This is a genomic window from Alteromonas sp. PRIM-21, from assembly GCF_027563165.1.
Lineage (GTDB): Bacteria > Pseudomonadota > Gammaproteobacteria > Enterobacterales > Alteromonadaceae > Alteromonas > Alteromonas macleodii_A.
In genome coordinates, this window is record NZ_JADOEK010000004.1 from 113,830 (window position 1) to 131,725 (window position 17,896).

14 protein-coding genes and 1 riboswitch are annotated in these 17,896 nt (G+C 44.9%); of the genes, 8 read left to right on the forward strand and 6 right to left on the reverse strand.

Annotated elements, in window-relative coordinates; genetic code table 11:
• The first annotated feature begins 89 nt into the window (after nucleotides 1-89).
• The 5 genes from IW644_RS08315 (at nucleotide 90) to IW644_RS08335 (ending at nucleotide 6,729) form a co-directional block, all read left to right on the forward strand.
• Complete coding sequence (locus IW644_RS08315) at nucleotides 90-1,406, forward strand: methyl-accepting chemotaxis protein (RefSeq protein ID WP_269917220.1); 1,317 nt, start codon at nucleotides 90-92, stop codon at nucleotides 1,404-1,406.
• A 580-nt stretch (nucleotides 1,407-1,986) separates the two neighbouring features.
• Nucleotides 1,987-3,396: a CmpA/NrtA family ABC transporter substrate-binding protein gene (locus tag IW644_RS08320; RefSeq protein ID WP_269917221.1), complete on the forward strand. Its 1,410-nt coding sequence runs from the start codon at nucleotides 1,987-1,989 to the stop codon at nucleotides 3,394-3,396.
• Nucleotides 3,397-3,483: 87 nt separating this feature from the next.
• Nucleotides 3,484-4,479 carry an ABC transporter permease gene (locus IW644_RS08325; protein ID WP_269917222.1) on the forward strand — a complete coding sequence of 332 codons (996 nt, stop codon included), beginning with the start codon at nucleotides 3,484-3,486 and terminating at the stop codon, nucleotides 4,477-4,479.
• A gap of 16 nt (nucleotides 4,480-4,495) precedes the next feature.
• The gene (locus IW644_RS08330) at nucleotides 4,496-5,371 is read left to right on the forward strand and encodes an ABC transporter ATP-binding protein (protein ID WP_269917223.1); all 876 of its coding nucleotides are present in this window, start codon (nucleotides 4,496-4,498) and stop codon (nucleotides 5,369-5,371) included.
• A 137-nt stretch (nucleotides 5,372-5,508) separates the two neighbouring features.
• On the forward strand, nucleotides 5,509-6,729 hold the full coding sequence (locus IW644_RS08335; protein ID WP_269917224.1) for an alginate export family protein: 1,221 nt from the start codon (nucleotides 5,509-5,511) through the stop codon (nucleotides 6,727-6,729).
• A gap of 70 nt (nucleotides 6,730-6,799) precedes the next feature.
• Here the strand turns inward: IW644_RS08335 and IW644_RS08340 are convergent, their stop codons facing one another.
• From IW644_RS08340 to ccoG, 5 genes are all read right to left on the reverse strand, one after another.
• A complete protein-coding gene (locus IW644_RS08340; protein WP_269917225.1) occupies nucleotides 6,800-7,390 on the reverse strand; it encodes an HD domain-containing protein in 591 nt (196 codons plus the stop codon).
• Between the two features lie 78 nt (nucleotides 7,391-7,468).
• The gene (locus IW644_RS08345) at nucleotides 7,469-8,101 is read right to left on the reverse strand and encodes a thiol:disulfide interchange protein DsbA/DsbL (protein ID WP_179982357.1); all 633 of its coding nucleotides are present in this window, start codon (nucleotides 8,099-8,101) and stop codon (nucleotides 7,469-7,471) included.
• Nucleotides 8,102-8,565: 464 nt separating this feature from the next.
• A complete protein-coding gene (locus IW644_RS08350) occupies nucleotides 8,566-10,488 on the reverse strand; it encodes a TonB-dependent receptor plug domain-containing protein (RefSeq protein WP_269917226.1) in 1,923 nt (640 codons plus the stop codon).
• A gap of 90 nt (nucleotides 10,489-10,578) precedes the next feature.
• A riboswitch (cobalamin riboswitch) is annotated at nucleotides 10,579-10,843 on the reverse strand.
• Between the two features lie 119 nt (nucleotides 10,844-10,962).
• A complete protein-coding gene (locus IW644_RS08355; RefSeq protein WP_269917227.1) occupies nucleotides 10,963-11,946 on the reverse strand; it encodes a serine/threonine protein kinase in 984 nt (327 codons plus the stop codon).
• The gene (ccoG, locus tag IW644_RS08360; protein ID WP_269917228.1) at nucleotides 11,943-13,373 is read right to left on the reverse strand and encodes a cytochrome c oxidase accessory protein CcoG; all 1,431 of its coding nucleotides are present in this window, start codon (nucleotides 13,371-13,373) and stop codon (nucleotides 11,943-11,945) included. Before ccoG ends, IW644_RS08355 begins: the two co-directional genes overlap by 4 nt.
• A 481-nt stretch (nucleotides 13,374-13,854) precedes the next feature.
• Here ccoG and IW644_RS08365 point away from each other — a divergent pair, with 481 nt between their 5' ends.
• Both IW644_RS08365 and IW644_RS08370 read left to right on the forward strand, forming a co-directional pair.
• Nucleotides 13,855-14,220: a hypothetical protein gene (locus IW644_RS08365; protein ID WP_269917229.1), complete on the forward strand. Its 366-nt coding sequence runs from the start codon at nucleotides 13,855-13,857 to the stop codon at nucleotides 14,218-14,220.
• Between the two features lie 119 nt (nucleotides 14,221-14,339).
• Nucleotides 14,340-14,885, forward strand: a complete 546-nt coding sequence (locus tag IW644_RS08370; protein ID WP_179982362.1) for a DUF3016 domain-containing protein — start codon at nucleotides 14,340-14,342, stop codon at nucleotides 14,883-14,885.
• Between the two features lie 95 nt (nucleotides 14,886-14,980).
• On the opposite strand, the gene IW644_RS08375 is transcribed toward IW644_RS08370, so the two are convergent.
• Nucleotides 14,981-16,741 (reverse strand): acyl-CoA dehydrogenase family protein, encoded by a 1,761-nt coding sequence (locus IW644_RS08375; protein ID WP_269917230.1) that lies wholly within the window; start codon nucleotides 16,739-16,741, stop codon nucleotides 14,981-14,983.
• A 276-nt stretch (nucleotides 16,742-17,017) separates the two neighbouring features.
• On the opposite strand from IW644_RS08375, the gene IW644_RS08380 reads away from it, so the two are divergent.
• Nucleotides 17,018-17,809, forward strand: a complete 792-nt coding sequence (locus IW644_RS08380; RefSeq protein ID WP_269917231.1) for an SDR family NAD(P)-dependent oxidoreductase — start codon at nucleotides 17,018-17,020, stop codon at nucleotides 17,807-17,809.
• Nucleotides 17,810-17,896 lie beyond the last annotated feature (87 nt).

The following is a 17,896-nucleotide window of genomic DNA, read 5'->3' on the forward strand; positions in this document are numbered from 1 at the left end:
TGATATTGCACGTCTTATCTGTAGTGTGCTGCCTCACCGAAGACTTACAGGCTGAAGAATAAGCGCGCTTAGTTCATCAGGAGCAGAGGATGTTTTTCAAAAATAAAGAGTTGATAGCTGAAAACTCACGTTTGCAAAAGGAAATTGAAGCATATCAGACAGTTCAGGAGGAGCTGCGCGAAGAAATGCTTTATATAGAGTTGAACCCTGACGGTAGGGTTAATGCTATTAATGACTTGTGTTCTCAAGCAACCGGCTACTCAATAGGTGAATTAGAGGGAAAGTCTCTTGAGAATATGATGAGCCAAAATGCGCTCAGAAAGCCTGCCGGTCAGGATATGCTAGGTGCCATTAAAACGCACCGCCATTGGCACGGTGCTGTCAGCTTTATCGATGCGAAAGGCCAAGAAATGTGGGTGCGAGGTATTGTACAGCCCGTTGATGATGCAAACGGTAATGTAAAGTATATCGCCTTCTACATGGCCGAACAAACGCGAAATATCACTCTTAGCAACGAACTGCGCGATATGATTGATGCGCTTCACCGCTCTTCTGCTGTCATCGAGTTCAATCTAGATGGAACAATAATAACAGCGAATGACAACTTTCTTAAAGGTATGGGTTACACCCTAGAGCAAATAGAAGGTAAGCATCACAGAATTTTCTGCACCGAACAAGAGGCTAACTCAGAAGAATATAAGCACTTTTGGCGGGACTTATCTGAAGGGAAATTAGAGTCAGGTAGGTTTAAGCGAATAGACAGTAGAGGCAACGAAGTTTGGTTAGAGGCGTCGTATAACCCAATTAGAAATGAAGACGGAAATCTTTATAAAGTCGTTAAGTTCGCCACTGTAATTACTGAGCAAATGCAGCGTGAATTTGCTATTTCTGAAGCGGCTAACGTCGCGTTTAACATATCGCAAGAGACGGGTGAGCAAGCCCGCAAAGGTAATGAAGTACTTAATGCTACAGTGAAAGCAATGAACGAACTTACCGCACAGATGGGTAATGCGAGCGAAGGCATCAAAGACCTCGATGAGCAATCTCAAAAAGTTGCTGATTTGGTTAAAAGTATTAGTGGAATTGCCGACCAAACCAATCTACTTGCGCTGAACGCCGCTATTGAAGCCGCTCGCGCAGGAGATCAGGGTAGAGGGTTTGCTGTAGTGGCCGATGAAGTAAGACAATTGGCTTCACGGACAAGTAGCGCTACGGAAGAGATAGTCAACGTGGTGGTAGAGAACAGAAAACTTACTGAAAATGCCGTTCAGCTTATTGAGGCTGGGCAGGAAAAAGCCCGCGACGCATTAGAATATTCAACACAATCGGGTAACGCGATGAGTGAAATTCAAAGTGGAGCGAATGAGGTAGTGAGCGCTATCGGACAGTTCACAAAACGTCTATAGGGCATAGCGCCTACCACTCGTGTTGGGCGCATTTCTTCGTTTAAATTTATTCAATAGTGGTGCTTACTAACTCGCACCACGGTTGAACACCTCCCCCGTTTTGGTGCACCAAATCTTTCATTGTGTTGTAACTATACGCCCCTGTTTTAAATAATTTCTATAATAATCAGTATCTTGAATTTTTGGCACGTTGACTGCAAACCTTTACGTGCAAAATAACGGTGCCGTGTAAGGCAGCGAGTGCGACACGACTCATTAGGCGTCGTGTCATGCGCAACATTTTCCATAGTGTGAATAAGAAAAATTATTAGGAATCAGTGGAGAGTAGTAAGGAAGCTCCAACTTCTCCTACATTTATGGCAAATGATAATAACAATAAAAAAGATGGTTTTATTAAGCTAAAGCTTTTATATAACCTCCCTTTAAGATGAGGTGTGTGAGCGGGAATTCCTGACTTACCAATTACAACTTGATGCGTTAGTAATTACTCCGATGTTACTAACACGGCAACGAAGCCCACCGTGCTAGACATGTAAATGTCTATAGCTGGTGGGTTTTTTTTTGGCTACGAGGAACACGTATGACTGGGTTAAAGACAACATCATTACTAAAACGCTTTAGAACGGTGGGCGCAAGCGTTTGTGCTGCACTTGTCGTCTCTGTAGCAACATTTTCAACATCTGTTTCAGCACAAGCGCCCGCAGTAGGATGGCCAGAGAAAGAAGAGCTGAAATTCGGTTTTATTAAACTGACAGACATGGCGCCGCTTGCTGTTGCGTATGAAAAAGGCTTTTTCGAAGATGAAGGGCTTTATGTCACATTAGAAGCGCAAGCTAACTGGAAAGTGCTGCTCGATCGGGTTATTGATGGTCAGCTAGATGGCGCTCACATGCTTGCAGGTCAACCGCTAGGCGCGACTATTGGTTTTGGTACGGAATCTCATGTAGTTACTGCGTTTAGCATGGACCTAAACGGAAATGGTATTACTGTATCAAATGAGATTTGGGAGAAAATGAAGGCGCATATTCCACAGGAAGATGGCAAGCCTGTACACCCAATCAAAGCTGATTATCTTAAACCGGTCGTTGATGAATACCGCAACGCCGGAAAACCTTTCAATATGGGCATGGTATTTCCTGTATCTACCCACAACTACGAGCTACGTTATTGGCTAGCAGCAGGTGGCATTCATCCAGGTTATTACGCCCCTCACAAAGGTGATACCGCAGGCCAAATCGATGCCCAAGCGCTATTGTCTGTAACGCCACCACCACAAATGCCAGCGACAATGGAAGCGGGTACTATTTATGGCTACTGCGTAGGTGAGCCATGGAACCAGCAAGCGGTGTTTAAAGGTATCGGTGTACCTGTAATTACCGATTATGAGATCTGGAAAAACAACCCTGAAAAAGTGTTTGGCGTAAGCCAAGGTTGGGCTGACAAGTATCCAAATACTCACATACGCGTGGTAAAAGCATTAATCCGTGCAGCAATGTGGTTGGATGAAAACGACAATGCTAACCGTCCTGAAGCTGTAAAGATTCTTGCTAAAAGCAACTACGTTGGCGCAGACGAAGACGTCCTGGCTAACAGCATGACGGGCACCTTCGAATACGAAAAAGGCGACAAGCGTGACGTGCCAGACTTCAATGTGTTCTTCCGCTACAACGCTACTTACCCGTACTACAGTGATGCAATTTGGTATCTCACACAAATGCGCCGCTGGGGACAAATTTCAGAAGCTAAGTCTGACGATTGGTACAAAGAAACGGCCAAAAAAGTCTACAAGCCAGAAGTTTATGCCCAAGCTGCTAAAGCGCTTATTGCTGAGGGTAAAGCAAAGGCATCTGATTTCCCTGAGTTTGAAACGGAAACAGGTTATAAGCCGCCTCAGAGCGAGTTTATTGATGGCGTAACGTTTGATGGAAGCAAGCCTAACGCTTACTTAGAGCAATTTGATATTGGTCTTAAAGGCGACACTGTTCTGTAAGTGTCTCGTAAAGTCGCCCCGTCCACCCTAAGGTGAAGGCGGGGCATTCAAAGCGCTTTAGCGCACATTAAATATCAGGAGCAAGCAATGAGCAAGATGACAACCATTCTTCGCCTTCCATCATCGCCGTCAAACGCGAACTCTTTATTGAGTCGTTTATATCAATCCACACCTGCGTTGTTGCTGCCTGTAATCGGCTTGCTGATGTTTCTGGCCATTTGGAATGGCGTTGCAAAAAGTATCGATACATCGTTAGGCCAATTTCCAGGCCCTGCACAAGTTTTTGAACAAGCGGGTGCTTTAATAGACGAGCATGTCGCCCAGCGTGAAAAGGCAGACGCGTTTTATCAACGCCAAGAAGAACGAAATGCAGCTCGTGTGGCGCAAGACCCTACTTATGAGCCAAAGGTACGAGACTTTACCGGTGCACCTACTTTCTTCGATCAAATTTGGACCAGCCTTTACACGGTTATGGTTGGATTCTTTATTGCATCAGTAGTCGCAGTCCCATTAGGAATTTTGTGTGGTTTAAGTAAATCAGCCTACACGGCTATAAACCCGCTTATTCAATTATTCAAACCCGTTTCGCCACTAGCATGGTTACCACTAGTTACTATGGTAGTAAGTGCGCTTTATGTGAGCGAAGACCCAGCGTTTTCAAAGTCGTTTGTTACTTCTGCCTTCACGGTCTCGCTTTGCTGCCTATGGCCAACCCTTATTAACACTGCAGTAGGGGTGTCAAACATTGAAAAAGATCTTATCAACGTGAGCAAAGTGCTGCGTCTTACGCCTTTTGCTCACCTTACGAAAATAGTACTGCCATCTTCAATTCCAATGATTTTCACTGGGCTTCGATTATCGCTTGGTATCGGTTGGATGGTACTCATAGCAGCAGAGATGCTTGCCCAAAACCCAGGGTTAGGAAAGTTTGTATGGGATGAGTTTCAAAACGGTAGCTCAGAATCCTTAGCCCGAATCATGGTGGCAGTATTAACTATCGGTGTAATCGGCTTCGTACTGGACCGTTTAATGTTATCAATTCAGCGCGCGGTAAGCTGGGATAAGTCGAGCGTATTACGCTAATTTTGAGGAGAAATTTATGCAGACTAGACACTTAGAGTTAGAGCAGGTAGGTATCGACTTCCCAACACCCAAAGGGCCATTTACTGCGCTTCAAGATGTAAATCTTAAAATCAGCAAAGGCGAATTTGTTTCATTGATTGGCCACTCTGGTTGCGGAAAGTCGACAGTACTAAACATTATTGCGGGTTTACACCAAGCGACTTCAGGAGGGGTGATATTAGATGGCGCTGAAGTGAAGCAGCCTGGACCAGAGCGCGCCGTAGTATTTCAAAACCATTCGCTATTACCCTGGCTTACTGTTTATAAAAATGTTGAGCTGGCCGTTAAATCGACCATGCGAGGTAAGAGTAAAGGCGAGATGCGCGAATGGATCATGCACAACTTAGAGCTTGTACACATGACTCACGCACTCGACAAATTGCCAAGTGAGATCTCAGGGGGGATGAAACAGCGTGTAGGTATCGCTCGTGCATTAGCAATGGAACCTAAAGTACTATTGATGGACGAACCGTTCGGTGCGCTTGACGCATTAACGCGCGCTCACCTTCAAGACTCTTTAATGGAAATTCATTCTGATTTGGGTAACACCGTCATCATGATTACCCATGACGTGGATGAGGCCGTGTTGTTATCTGATCGCATCGTAATGATGAACAATGGGCCCGCCGCCACCATTGGTGAAATTCTAGATATTGAGTTGCCTCGCCCGCGTGACCGATTAGCACTTGCCGACAACAAACAATATAACCACTATCGACATGAGGTATTAACCTTCCTTTACGATAAGCAGAAAAAGGTTGAAACCGTTACTTCACGTACTAACAACGGAACATCAAAACCCAGCGGGGTGACATCTGAAAAAAAAGACACTAAAAAATCAGATGCTGCCTAGCACTATCGGCATCTGATAAGGGCGGTAGTTGTACCGCCCACAACGTATAACTTTCACTTTTCAACCGGCATTTTTATGCCGGCTGGGTAAGTGTTGACTAATAAAAAACAAAACCGAAAAACCGATAGGGAACACGCATGAACACGTTTCAAAAACTAAGCATTAATATGTTAGCTGCCTCTGTTATGGCAGTACTCGGTGGCAGCGCGATGGCTGATGATATTCACACTGCACTAAGTGACTCAAAGGCATGGGTTGACCTTAATTTGCGTTATGAGGCCGTAGATCAAGACAACGCGCTAGAAGATGCAAGCGCGCTGACTTTACGCACCCGCTTAGGCTTTAGCTCAGGAAGTGTTAATGGTTTCTCATTTACCGCCGAGGTTGAAGACAGCCGCATTGTAATGGGGCAAGATGAGTTTACCGTAGGGCCTACTGGATTCAATGTGGGTGAATACTCTGTTATTGCTGACCCAGAAACGACCGAAGTTGACCAAGCTTTTATTCAATACAAAACAGATGGCTTTACAGCCAAAGTTGGGCGCCAGGTTATTACGCTAGACGACCACAGATTTGTTGGTCACGTTGGTTGGAGACAGGACCGCCAGACCTTTGATGCCGTAAGCGCAAAGTATGCGGCAACTGACAATCTAGAGCTTTTCTACAGCTATTTATATAAGCGTAACCGCATTTTCGCCGAAGCTGCTGATTTAGATTCAAAAGATCATATCCTTCACGCTACTTATAAGTCGAAAATCGGTAAGTTTGTGGCCTACGCGTATTTATTAGAAGTAGATAATGATACAGACAATGCTCTGGATACGTATGGTGTAAGCTATGATGGAAAGATGAAAGGTGACAGCGTAAATTGGGCTTATGGCGCTGAGTTTGCTACGCAATCGAGCGAAGCTGGCGCAGGAGAAACAGCCACTGATTTCGACGCGTCTTACCTAAATGCTTATCTAGCCGCAACCTTCTCTGGTGTAACCGCTAAAGTCGATTATGAAGTACTAGGTTCAGATGATGGGCTGTATGGTTTTGCTACGCCTCTTGCTACCCTACACAAGTTCAACGGTTGGACCGATCAGTTTTTGGGTACGCCAGCACAAGGCTTACAAGACCTTAAATTTTCACTTTCTGGTGGCCTAGCCGGTGGTAAGTGGCTTTTGGCTTATCATGATTTCAGCGCTGACGACAGCAGCAATGGCGTTGATGATTTAGGTAGCGAATTTAATGTTCAATACACCAAGAAGTTTGCTGGTAAGTATAATTTCGGCATCAAGTACGGTACTTACGACGCGGGCGATATAAAAGTAGATGCTAACCGTTTTTGGATGTGGGTTGGTACACGTTTTTAATTGCTATGCAAAGTAACTCTCTGACCTAGCATAGCGTTACAGCTTCACCAAACTTTGATTGGCTAAGTCGTTACTGACTTAGCCAGCCTTTTTCAACGGCTATATCTAGCTGCTGCATAACATAGTCCCACAGTGCTGGCGCACACGATTTCAAGTGTGCATTTCGCGCCTCAATTTTCTCTCTTGCAATACCGTGGCGCTTCCAGCTTCCTCCATTGTCTTTCATATTTTGAAATACAGGAAGTACTCGGTCCATGGCTTTAGCAAACTCTGCATCAGCGGTTTCCGCGGCTTCAAACTCAAGCCATAAATTGAGCAGTTCGCTATCAAGTGGGCTTGGCAATAAGCCAAAAATGCGCTTAGCGGCCGCAAGTTCCTTTTCAGCTTGTGCATCATGGTCGGCTTGCTGGTTAAACGCAAACATATCGCCAGCGTCAATTTCTACGATATCGTGAATAAGGATCATGCGAATAACTCGCGTAATATCAATTGGCTTGGCTGCATATTCACTCAACATATTTGCCATTAATGCAACGTGCCAGCTGTGCTCTGCTGAGTTTTCTTGGCGATAGTCATCACTTGGAAGCGTAATCTGACGCTTAACCGCTTTGAGTTGATCAAGTTCACAAATGAATTCGGCAAAGTCACTGACTGCATGCATTCGGGGGCTCCTAGGCGTAAAAATGGGCGCAAGAGCGCCCATTTCATAATTAAAGATGTAATTGGTTGTTAAACTAAATTACTTCTGTTCTGACAACCACACGATAAGATCAGCGATGTCATCGTATGACATATCAGCGGTAAACGTTGGCTGATATTTACCGTTAATAATAAAGCTAGGCACACCTGTTAGGTGCTCACGGTACTCATCAATTTGCTGTTGGTTTTTGCGCACCATGCTATTAACGCCGAAGCTCTTAGCCATTTTATCAAATTCTGCACCGTCTACGCCGTTAACCACGAAGATGTTGCGAAGGTCTTTCAGCCCTGTGATAGACGCGCGCTGCTTATGAATATAGTTAAAGATAGCACCGTTCATTGCATCTTCTTGCTTCATTGCACGTGCGATAAGCATAGCTTTAGTCGCATCGTCTTGAACTTCTGGGCCGGTAAAGCGCATAAAGTTTACGTGTACTTTATTGAACTTAGTACCGTCGCTTTTCTTTTCTTTAATTTGTGCAACGATTGGCTCAAATTGGAAGCAGTGCGGGCACCAAAATGAGAAGTACTCAGTAATTACTGGTTTATCTGTGGCTTCTTTATCAAGCACTTTATAGTGCGTGCCTTCTTTCCATTTAGACGCTGGCTCTTGAGCGCAAGCTGTTAATGGCAAAAGCATTGCCATGACAAACATTACTGCAAACTTTTTCATGGATTATGATCCTGTATTAAAAAACAATCTTTCGAGGTTGAGATTATCACAGCCTTATTCGCTTAACTAGGACCTGTTTTACTTCAAAGTCTTAGTACGCGATAAGCTCACTAAAAAACGGGGTTCAACGACAAGGTTTACGTTTTATCGCGAAAAAACACTGTTCTTACATAGAAAGCAAAAAATAGCTGGATAACTCTGTCGTCTACAAGGCGAACGACTGATACAGGATAAATGCTCAACCATGAACAGAATATGAATTTTACGAAGTGTGAATGTAAGTGAGAGCGTAGCAGGGGGTAGGTAAATGCTTTGGACCCTATCAGAAGTAATACTGAAAAGTACCGCTGTAAATAAACCAAGTTCAAGTAAACATAAGAGAAGGGTTACAAATAAGTGCAACCCTTCAATTTATTGAATATAGACCACCCTTTATGTAAAGAGGTAAGTCTTACTTATGTTAGCTACATGGTGTAGTTAACAGAAAGTAGCGCACGGCGCTCTTGCCCAGCGTAGCCTACAATGTCTTCATAGTCGGTATCGAATGCATTGTCGACTTTCAACGATACCTGCCATTGACTATCAATTTGATAACCTACGTTAACGGTAGCAAGGGTATAAGCTGAAAGCGCTAACGTTTGAGACGGCTCAGGGAATGGTGGGAATAACGTATCGTAACGGCTTCCGGTGTAGGCCAGCTTGGTGTAAAAGCTGAACTTTTCTGTACCAAAGTCAGTGGTATAAGTTATCGAGCCTTGATGGCGAGCGCGACGTAACTCGGTACTTGTGATACCACTGTCAGTTTGCTCAGCGTCTAAATAGCTATAGGCGGCGGTAAGGTCACCATAGCCACTGTCCCAATTTAGCTCTACATCAATCCCTTCTCGTGAACTTTCTCCGTCGATATTATCAGCACTAAACGCACCCAAGTCAGGTACAAATACAAAGCCGTTAATTTCGTCTTCAAGGTCGGTGGTATAGGTACTGATTTGACCAGAAAGCGATTGCCAGTTGGCTTTAACACCTACTTCCCACTCTTCACTGGTTTCAGGCTCTAGGTTAGGGTTTCCGATGAAGCTTGCTGGGAAATAACCAAAGCGTTCAGTAAAGGTTGGTGTTTTAACGGCTCTACCATAGCTTGTGAAAACAGCGTAGTGGTCGTTAAGTTGCCATGTCAAACCGCCGCGATAACTTACGGCATTGTCGAACTCACTATTGTTGTCGAACCTTGCGCTTAATGTTGCCGTTAGCGACTCGGTTAGCTGACTGTTTGCTTCTGCAAATACGCTGTAGGTGTTGTCGTGTTGTTTTTGATTAGGATCGCCAAATACAATAGGGCCGCGCTGATCAAAAAGACGCTGCAGATATTCGAGACCGCCTGCAAAATCCCAATTATCGATAGTGTAAAAACCGGTCCAATTTAACTCAATGCGCTCACCTGTGGTGCCGCCTGTATCCGTACCCGATTCAGTATTATCGTTTTCATCTTTACGATAGTGTGCACTTAATGCCGAGCGGTAGCCTGTGTTTTCAGGGGCAAATTCCCATCTTAATTTCGCACTAACTTGTGTGCCATCTGTCACGTTATCTGTATCAGCGGGAAGGCCGGTTATTACAAAGTCAGTACCGTCATAATCATTTTCATATTGAACAGTACGTAAATTCGCGATGAAGGTGTGTTCGGTGGTGGCGGCATAATTAAGGTTTATGCCGGCAGTCATATTGTCGTAGCCATCATCTTCGTTACCAACGCGAGACACATTATCGCCGTCAGTTCGAATATAGCTCGCGTAGGCAGACACACCCACGTTATCGCTTTGTGAGCGCGCATTCATGCTGCCCTGAAGGGTACCTTGAGTGCCAACGCCAGCAGAAAAATCTACGTGAGAAACATTGTCGGCAAACTGGCCAGATTTAGTGGTAATGCTTAGTACGCCACCAATTGCGCCGCTACCCCACCTCGCACTTTGCGGGCCGCGAAGTAGCTCAATGCGCACTACGTTAGCGCTAGTTAGGTGAGCAAGGTCAACAAGGCTCCCTTGGCCTACATCATTGGCAACAACACCATCAATTAAAACGAGTAGATGGTTAGTTTCACCGCCGCGCACGCGCAGTTCGGTTAAACCACCAGGGCTGCCTGACTGAGACAAGCTAACGCCAGGTAAGCCGCGAACTAAATCAGTAATTTGAAGCGCGCCCGAAGCTTTAATATCGCTTTCAGTTAGTACCGATACTGAAGCAGGAAGCTTGGTCAATGAAATAGGTAAACGCGTGCCTGTTACCGTTAAGGTTTCAATATCTTGATCAGGAGTTTGAGCAAAGGCAGGTGTGCTTAAGCACGAAATAACTGCAGCGCTAAGGGCTGCTTTAGTAAAATGTGTACGCATGGTTTTTATATTGTCTTTGATGCGCTCCACCCGAGCACATGGTTAGGGAAAGTGCACGTTCTTGCTTAATTATGGATGTGAGCAAGCATACGACACCATGAAGTACAGGCCGGTATCCGGGCTTACTCACCAATACCGATAAAGTAATGGGTCTTTTGCCTTCCCATCTAGTGGCGTCTAACTGCGCTGTAGCGCGTTAACGTATAAAAGACAGTGGCGAATGAAAAGAAAACGACAATGCGTTGAGTTTACCGTTGCGGGGGCAGCATCAGATTTTCACTGATTTCCCGTTTAACTCTTGTCGCCGTAGTTAATATTAGAGCTAGACAAGAGCACCTACACGCTAGCGATTATATAGAACTTAAAAAGTGATAGCGAATACGGTTTCTTATACCTTACGCTTTTTCGTAACCCGCATACGGTTATTGGACAAGGGTCATCGAAAAAGCGTTTTTCAGCAGTAAGGCAGAAGGCTCAGTAACCCAATTTCAGCGGTGGCTCCTGTAGTGCAGATAGCTGCTCTTTAAGGGCAAGTATTTGGCCTTCCCAATATTTGTCTTCAGCAAACCAAGGGAACGCACGAGGGAACGCGGGGTCTTCCCAACGACGAGAAAGCCAAGCCATGTAATGCACCATGCGCATTGCCCGAAGAGGTTCAATAAGCACTAGCTGAGCCGTATCGAATTCATGGAATTCTTCATAGGCTTCTACTAGGGTATCTAGCTGCAAAAGCTGCTGTTGGCGGTCGCCACTTAACATCATCCATAAATCTTGAATAGCTGGCCCCATACGGCAGTCATCAAGGTCAACGAAGGTCGGGCCGTCGCGCCATAAGATGTTGCCGGGGTGGCAGTCACCGTGTAATCGAATATTCGATGTCGGCTTATAGGCGTTGAGGGTCGCGTCAATCACAGGGTTAAGTATGGCAAAAAAAGCCGTTTTTAGGTGTTCGGGTAGCAGGGTACTTTGTTCAAGTACCTGTTTGGGCTCTTTGAGATAACTTTCAATCTCAATAGAAGGGCGATGAGTAAATGCCTTTGCTGAAGCGACACGGTGAATACGGCCAATGAAACGTCCCATCCATTCGAGCTGATCAAGGTTGTCGTTTTCAAATTGTCTACCGCCAACCGACGGAAATAGCGTAAATCGATAGTCAGTCTCAGCCACTGTGTGGTGATGCAGCGTGTTACCGTTTAAAACGATAGGTGCAGCCAATGGAATTTCGTTATCCATAAGTTCAGCGGCAAACTCGTGCTCTTCAAGAATTTGCGCGTCTGTCCATCGACCTGGGCGATAGAATTTTGCCACATAGCGCTGACCGTCTTCAGCCAAAAATTGATAAACGCGGTTTTCATAGCTGTTGAGCGCAAGCAGGCCGCTTTGAAGAAAAATGCCCTGGCTTTCCAGGGCATCAAGTATGGTGTCTGGACTAAGCCCAGAAAAAGAAAAATCTGTCATCGATAAAGGAATTTGGTTGGTTCATCAACAGTAACCGTTTCCCCATCAATTGTGGTGGTTACACTGATAAAAATATCGGTAACCGTATCTTCCAGATTATAAGCGTCCGTTGCAACTGAAATCGGTGTACTGTATACCGCACCACCTTTAACTGTCACTTCTTGCTCTCCTATGTATTCATAGTCAGGAAGACCTTTTACAGCAATGGTATACGTTTGCTCTTGCTGGGTTTTGTTGAGCACTTTAATCGTATATACGTTTTCAATAAGCCCTTCATTGGTCTCGCGGTACAATGAATTTCTATCGCGGATGATGTCGACTTCTGTTGGACTGCGCATCCAAATATTGGCAAACAACAAACCCATCATAACCAAAAGAACGACAAAGTAACCAATTAGCTTAGGACGAAAAACGTGAGTCTTGCCGCCCGCAAGCTCTTCTTCTGAGGTGAAGCTTATCAAGCCTTTGGGATAACCCATTTTATCCATAACGCCGTTACAGGCATCAACACAGGCACCGCAGTTGATGCATTCGTATTGAAGGCCGTTGCGAATATCAATTCCAGTTGGGCAGACTTGAACGCATAAATTGCAGTCAATGCAGTCACCTAAGCCTTTTTCCTGCACCTGTTCGTGACTGAGCTTGCGAGGGCGTGGACCGCGTTGTTCGCCACGTTTTGCATCGTAAGATACGGTGAAAGTATCTTTGTCGAACATGGCAGATTGGAATCGTGCATAAGGACAGATGTGCGTGCACATAATTTCACGCATATAGCCTGCATTCCCGTAGGTACAAACTGCAAAAAAGATAACCGAGAAACCCGCCCAGAAGCTGGTGTCAAATGTGACGAAGTCAACAAACAGGGCATCAATAGGGGTGAAGTAGCCGACAAAGGTTAGCGCAGTTAATAGTGCTACCAGAACCCAAGCAGTATGCTTAGCTGTTTTACGCAAAAATTTGTCAGTATCCATTTTGCGCGCATCAAGGGCTATACGCTTGTTTCGTGGGCCTTCGAACTTTTCTTCAAACCAAGTGTATATATATACCCATGTCGTTTGTGGGCACATAAAGCCACACCACACTCTGCCAGCGAAGGTAGTGACAAAAAACAAAGCGAAAGCGGAAACAATGAATATATAAGCCAGCAACGTAAGATCTTGAGGCCACAAAGTAAGTGAGAAAATAGTAAAACGCTGTTCGCCAATATCAAGTAGTACTGCCTGATGGCCGTTGTACTGAATCCACGGAATAATGGCAAAAAGAGCTAAAAAGAAAAGACCAAAGAAACGCCTAAATGTTTCCAGAGGGCCCTGCACAGCGCGCACATAAATACGGCTACGGGAATCGTGTCGTTTACCCTCTGTGGCTCCTTTGGGCTTATGTACTTTTACCGGTGTAACGTTTTTGACCGGTATTTGTTCATTCATAGCTTAACCTTATGTGACGTAACAAACTGCCTGTGCAGTATAACTGCGTTCAACACGTCATATTTAATATAGATCAATAATGCGGCGTATGGTCTACCTTTTTAAACTTTCAGTCAATACTGAAAGTTCAGAAAGTAATATGGGTCGGTTGTTATTTTTCTCTGGCATTATGTCATTTTGTAAATTTCTACGTACAACGACATGGCTTACGAGCAGAAAATTGGATAAATAGTTAGACCTAAAAAGTGTTGGTTGAAAAAGTATACAAGTTATACCTTAGTATAAACTACAGTGTTTACAGCAAGTTAGATAGCACACTACCATGAAGAGCAATTATGTGGCCAATAAGTATCCAAATCATGTACAGTGAACCTCGTTGTAAAACAAATTAGTAAAGCATTTATGAAGCATATTGTTGGTGAAAGGCGCACAAAGTAGGCGCTACTTGCTGTAAACCCCTATCAAAGTTAGCTGAGAAGTTATGTTACGGTTCTTTATTATCGCTGCGGAAATTATTGTTTTGGTAATAGTACTGCGCTCTCCTTTTGTCCAGTATCTATTTGAAGATATCCAAAACTCTGTTTCTGACTGGCTGGTGTCCATTGCTACGCTTCCAGAGCGAAAAGAATTACGTAGTTTGCAAGATAAAATAAATATTGAATTAAGCCCTTTGAAACCTTACCAGCAAAGTTACGTCAAACAAATTACTGCCGATGCTGCGAGCGTAAAACGCTTCCATCACATTTATTGTGAAAACGACGATATAAACCCTAACTTTACGGGAACTAAACGCGCAAAACTGTGCCTAATTGTTAAGCAGTCTCCGGTTATGCAAGTTTCAAAGTGACATTAGCGTTTTACGTAAGAAAAAGTTAAACCTAAAACATTTTCTAATGTTTTTTTGATTAATAACTTTTTCAACGCTTGCTAACTTAAGGTTAAACGACTGAATTTAGGAGCATGAAAGTGAATAAATTACGTACTTTTTCTTGTTTAAGTTGCGCCGCAGCCGTAGGGGCTCTTGTTGTTTTTGCGCCAACCCAAGCCGCTGAGGTAGAGATAACATGGGAAGAGCCAGAGTCTTACAGTGACGTCAGGCCAGCCAATGAATCCCGTAAACGCTTTCGTGAGCGAACCTTAAAAGACTTGGAAGAGCACATTACGGAATTAGCGAGCGACTTACCCGAATCACAGGTTCTGTCGATGACAGTGACTAACGTTGATTTGGCTGGTCAAGTTTGGCCTAGCCAGTTTGTAGGTTTTGGCAGCGGGGCTGGCAGCGATGTGCGAATAATCAAACGTATTGATATTCCAAGAATGACGTTTAGTTACTCGCTATCTAATTCTGATGGTCAGGTCATACTAAGTGGTGAAGATGTGAAGCTTAAAGACATGGACTTTATGGAGTCGAATATTCGTCACAACCGCACCGAGTCGTTGTCGTACGAGAAAGCCATGCTTAACGACTGGTTTGCCGATACGTTCTCCACGCAAGTTGCGGCAAACGATTAATACATTCCCTTAAAAAGGCAATAAAAAAGGTCACGTGTAGTGACCTTTTTTGTGTTGTTAGCACAACTTTATTGGGCTAACAAAGCGTATGTCGCTTACAGGTAATCAAACTCATTGCCCGAAATAGCGAGCGTGCTTTCAGGACCAGCTTTGTAAGCGGCTTTATGCGCGTCACGGCGAACTAAAATGCGCTCCATATAGAAGTCACGAGTCTTCATCTTAGAAGCGGCAAGTACCGCATTGCCCGAGACTTGGGCTTTGTCTGCCATGCTGTACCACAGTACACCAATAAGTGAGTAAGCACTGTAAGCGAGATAGTCGCAAGCGGCGGCAGCTGCGGTTGTCGCATCCATCCCTAAGCAGTCTGCTGAAGATGCGCGCCAGTCGTCAAGAATACCTTGTGCTAGGCCTTTCGCTTCACTGTCTTGAATGTCGCTAACTAATGCACTAAAGGCTTTATAAGTAGCTTCCATCATTTGTCCGCCATCGCGGGTAAGCTTTCGACCAATAAGGTCTAACGCCTGTATACCGTTTGTTCCTTCGTACAGCATTGCAATGCGCACATCGCGCATAAGTTGCTCCATACCCCACTCACGAATAAAACCGTGACCACCGAAAACCTGAACACCCAAGCTGGTGGTTTCAAGGCCCATATCGGTCATAAAAGCTTTACAGATAGGCGTTAAAAACTGAAGTATTTTGTCGGCATCTTCTTTTTCTTGGCCCTCACCAAGCTTTTCTACGTCCATAAATTTAGCGTAGAAAAGTGAAAGTGCACGACAACCTTCAATCAATGATTTCTGCGTCAGTAACATACGCGCTACGTCAGGTTGAAATACGATTGGGTCTGCTTTGCCGTCTGGGTTTTGGATACCCTGAGGCGCGCGAGACTGCACACGTTCACGGGCGTAGGTTAGCGCGCCTTGGTACGATGCTTCTGCCGCACCTAAACCCTGAAGACCTACCTGGAAACGGGCGTCGTTCATCATAGTGAACATGCATGCAAGACCCTGGTTTTCTTCACCGACAAGGTAGCCTGTTGCGCCGTCGAAGTTCATCACACAGGTTGGGCTGGCCTTGATCCCCATTTTGTGTTCAATGCTTCCTATCGAAAGGCTATTTGCCTCGCCAGGCTCATTGCTAGCATCTGGAAGGAACTTAGGTACTAAGAACAGACTTATGCCCTTAACACCTTTTGGTGCGTCAGGTAGTCGAGCAAGAACAAGGTGAATAACGTTCGAACTCCAGTCGTGATCACCGGCAGTGATAAAGATTTTATTACCCGTTACTTTATAGCTGCCGTCGCCTTGTGGCTCAGCTTTAGTGCTAAGCAAGCTCAAATCTGTTCCTGCGTGAGGTTCGGTCAGGTTCATGGTACCTGTCCACTCACCGCTGATTAGCTTAGCAAGATAAATATCCTTTAATTCTTTACTGGCGTGTTTGGTAACCGCAAGTGTGGCGCTTTCCGTAAGCATGGTAGTTAAGCGCCAGCTTAAATTGGCCGCGTTTAACATTTCGTGAACCGGCACAGCCATGGTGTACGGCAAGTCTTGCCCGTCGTACTCGGCAGTGCCTAACATGGCATTCCAACCGTTCGCAACGTATTCTTGATAAGCATCTGCAAAGCCTTTAGGCGTGGTAATTTTACCGTCTTCAAGCTTACAGCCTTCTTCATCACCTTCACGGTTGAGTGGGGCAACCACATCTAGAGCAAACTTTGCGCCTTGCGCAATAATTTCATTGGCCAGTTCGCTATCAAAGTCGCTGATACCGAGCTTTTCGTAGTGAGCATCAAGTCCAAGCCAGTCTTTTAATAAGAACTGAAAATCAGTTGTAGGGGCGTGGTACAGAGGCATGGATGACTCCTTTTTCAAACAAGTGTTTTAATTTTGCCTATTATAGTCACAAAAAGCGTAGTCCGAATAGTCCGTTAAAGGAAAGTTAATAATAAATTTGGATGATGTGGCAATGAGAGCAGCCCATGGAAATGCTAGTGATGATGCCTTGCGCATCACTGTTGATATAGAATGACGAACACAAATGCTAAGCTCGCTTGCAATTCACATTCTCACTGGCATGCTTAGCCTACATTGAAATAACACATACGCACCAGCAACACGGTACATAAAGACATGAATTCAGATAGCGCGAAGAAAAATATTGAGCATAGTAGTAATGAAGCGCAGGCCCCGGTTTGTATAGTCACAGGCGGAAGCTTGGGTATCGGTTTCGCGGTATGCAAGTTGTTTAGCGAAAATGGCTATCAAGTGGTTAACTTAGATATAAGAAACTTTGAGCAAGCTGTGCCTAACGCTATTTGGAAGCCTTGTGATGTAAGCGTGGTAAGTAACATTAAGGCTGCGATCGATGAAGTTATGACGGCTTATCAACGCATAGACGCTTTAGTGTGTAATGCTGGTATCCACGTATCAGCAACTATTGAGGATACCGACGAAGCCTTGCTTGATAAGGTACTTAGCCTGAACGTTAAAGGCGCCTATGGCGCAATTAAATCATGCTTGCCGACGATGAAAAAGCAGGGAAGTGGAGCCATTGTGGTGATGGGATCTGATCAGTCTTTTGTAGGAAAGCGAAACTCCTTTGCCTACGGGGTAAGTAAAGGTGCGCTGGCGTCTATCGCAAAAACCACGGCACTTGATTATGCCCAATACAACATTCGCGTTAACGCGGTATGCCCAGGCACCATTGAAACCCCTTTATTTCATAACGCGATTGACAATTACGTTGCTCGCTCAGGCGCAATTAAAAGCGATGTGGTAGCCGAAGAAGCTGCAGCCCAGCCCATTGGGCGATTAGGTCAGCCAGAGGATGTAGCGGAACTGACCTATTTTTTATGTAGTGATAAGGCGTCTTTCATCACGGGAAGTTTGTATGCTGTGGATGGGGGCTACACGGCTCAATAGAAGGGGCTCAGCAGGACGGGCGCAAAAAGAGGCGCTGAAAGCGCTGCTCAATAGTGAGAGCGAAATAGCGCTACAGCAAATAAGCGA

What these genes read in the sequence shown, in the direction of transcription:
- IW644_RS08340 (WP_269917225.1), bottom strand. Translation starts at nt 7,390, where the DNA reads ATGCATGCAGTCAGTGACTTTGCCGAATTCATTTGTGAACTTGATCAA.
- ccoG (WP_269917228.1), bottom strand. Translation starts at nt 13,373, where the DNA reads ATGAATGAACAAATACCGGTCAAAAACGTTACACCGGTAAAAGTACAT.
- IW644_RS08320 (WP_269917221.1), top strand. Translation starts at nt 1,987, where the DNA reads ATGACTGGGTTAAAGACAACATCATTACTAAAACGCTTTAGAACGGTG.
- IW644_RS08365 (WP_269917229.1), top strand. Translation starts at nt 13,855, where the DNA reads ATGTTACGGTTCTTTATTATCGCTGCGGAAATTATTGTTTTGGTAATA.
- IW644_RS08350 (WP_269917226.1), bottom strand. Translation starts at nt 10,488, where the DNA reads ATGCGTACACATTTTACTAAAGCAGCCCTTAGCGCTGCAGTTATTTCG.
- IW644_RS08325 (WP_269917222.1), top strand. Translation starts at nt 3,484, where the DNA reads ATGAGCAAGATGACAACCATTCTTCGCCTTCCATCATCGCCGTCAAAC.
- IW644_RS08335 (WP_269917224.1), top strand. Translation starts at nt 5,509, where the DNA reads ATGAACACGTTTCAAAAACTAAGCATTAATATGTTAGCTGCCTCTGTT.
- IW644_RS08315 (WP_269917220.1), top strand. Translation starts at nt 90, where the DNA reads ATGTTTTTCAAAAATAAAGAGTTGATAGCTGAAAACTCACGTTTGCAA.
- IW644_RS08355 (WP_269917227.1), bottom strand. Translation starts at nt 11,946, where the DNA reads ATGACAGATTTTTCTTTTTCTGGGCTTAGTCCAGACACCATACTTGAT.
- IW644_RS08380 (WP_269917231.1), top strand. Translation starts at nt 17,018, where the DNA reads ATGAATTCAGATAGCGCGAAGAAAAATATTGAGCATAGTAGTAATGAA.
- IW644_RS08375 (WP_269917230.1), bottom strand. Translation starts at nt 16,741, where the DNA reads ATGCCTCTGTACCACGCCCCTACAACTGATTTTCAGTTCTTATTAAAA.
- IW644_RS08330 (WP_269917223.1), top strand. Translation starts at nt 4,496, where the DNA reads ATGCAGACTAGACACTTAGAGTTAGAGCAGGTAGGTATCGACTTCCCA.
- IW644_RS08345 (WP_179982357.1), bottom strand. Translation starts at nt 8,101, where the DNA reads ATGAAAAAGTTTGCAGTAATGTTTGTCATGGCAATGCTTTTGCCATTA.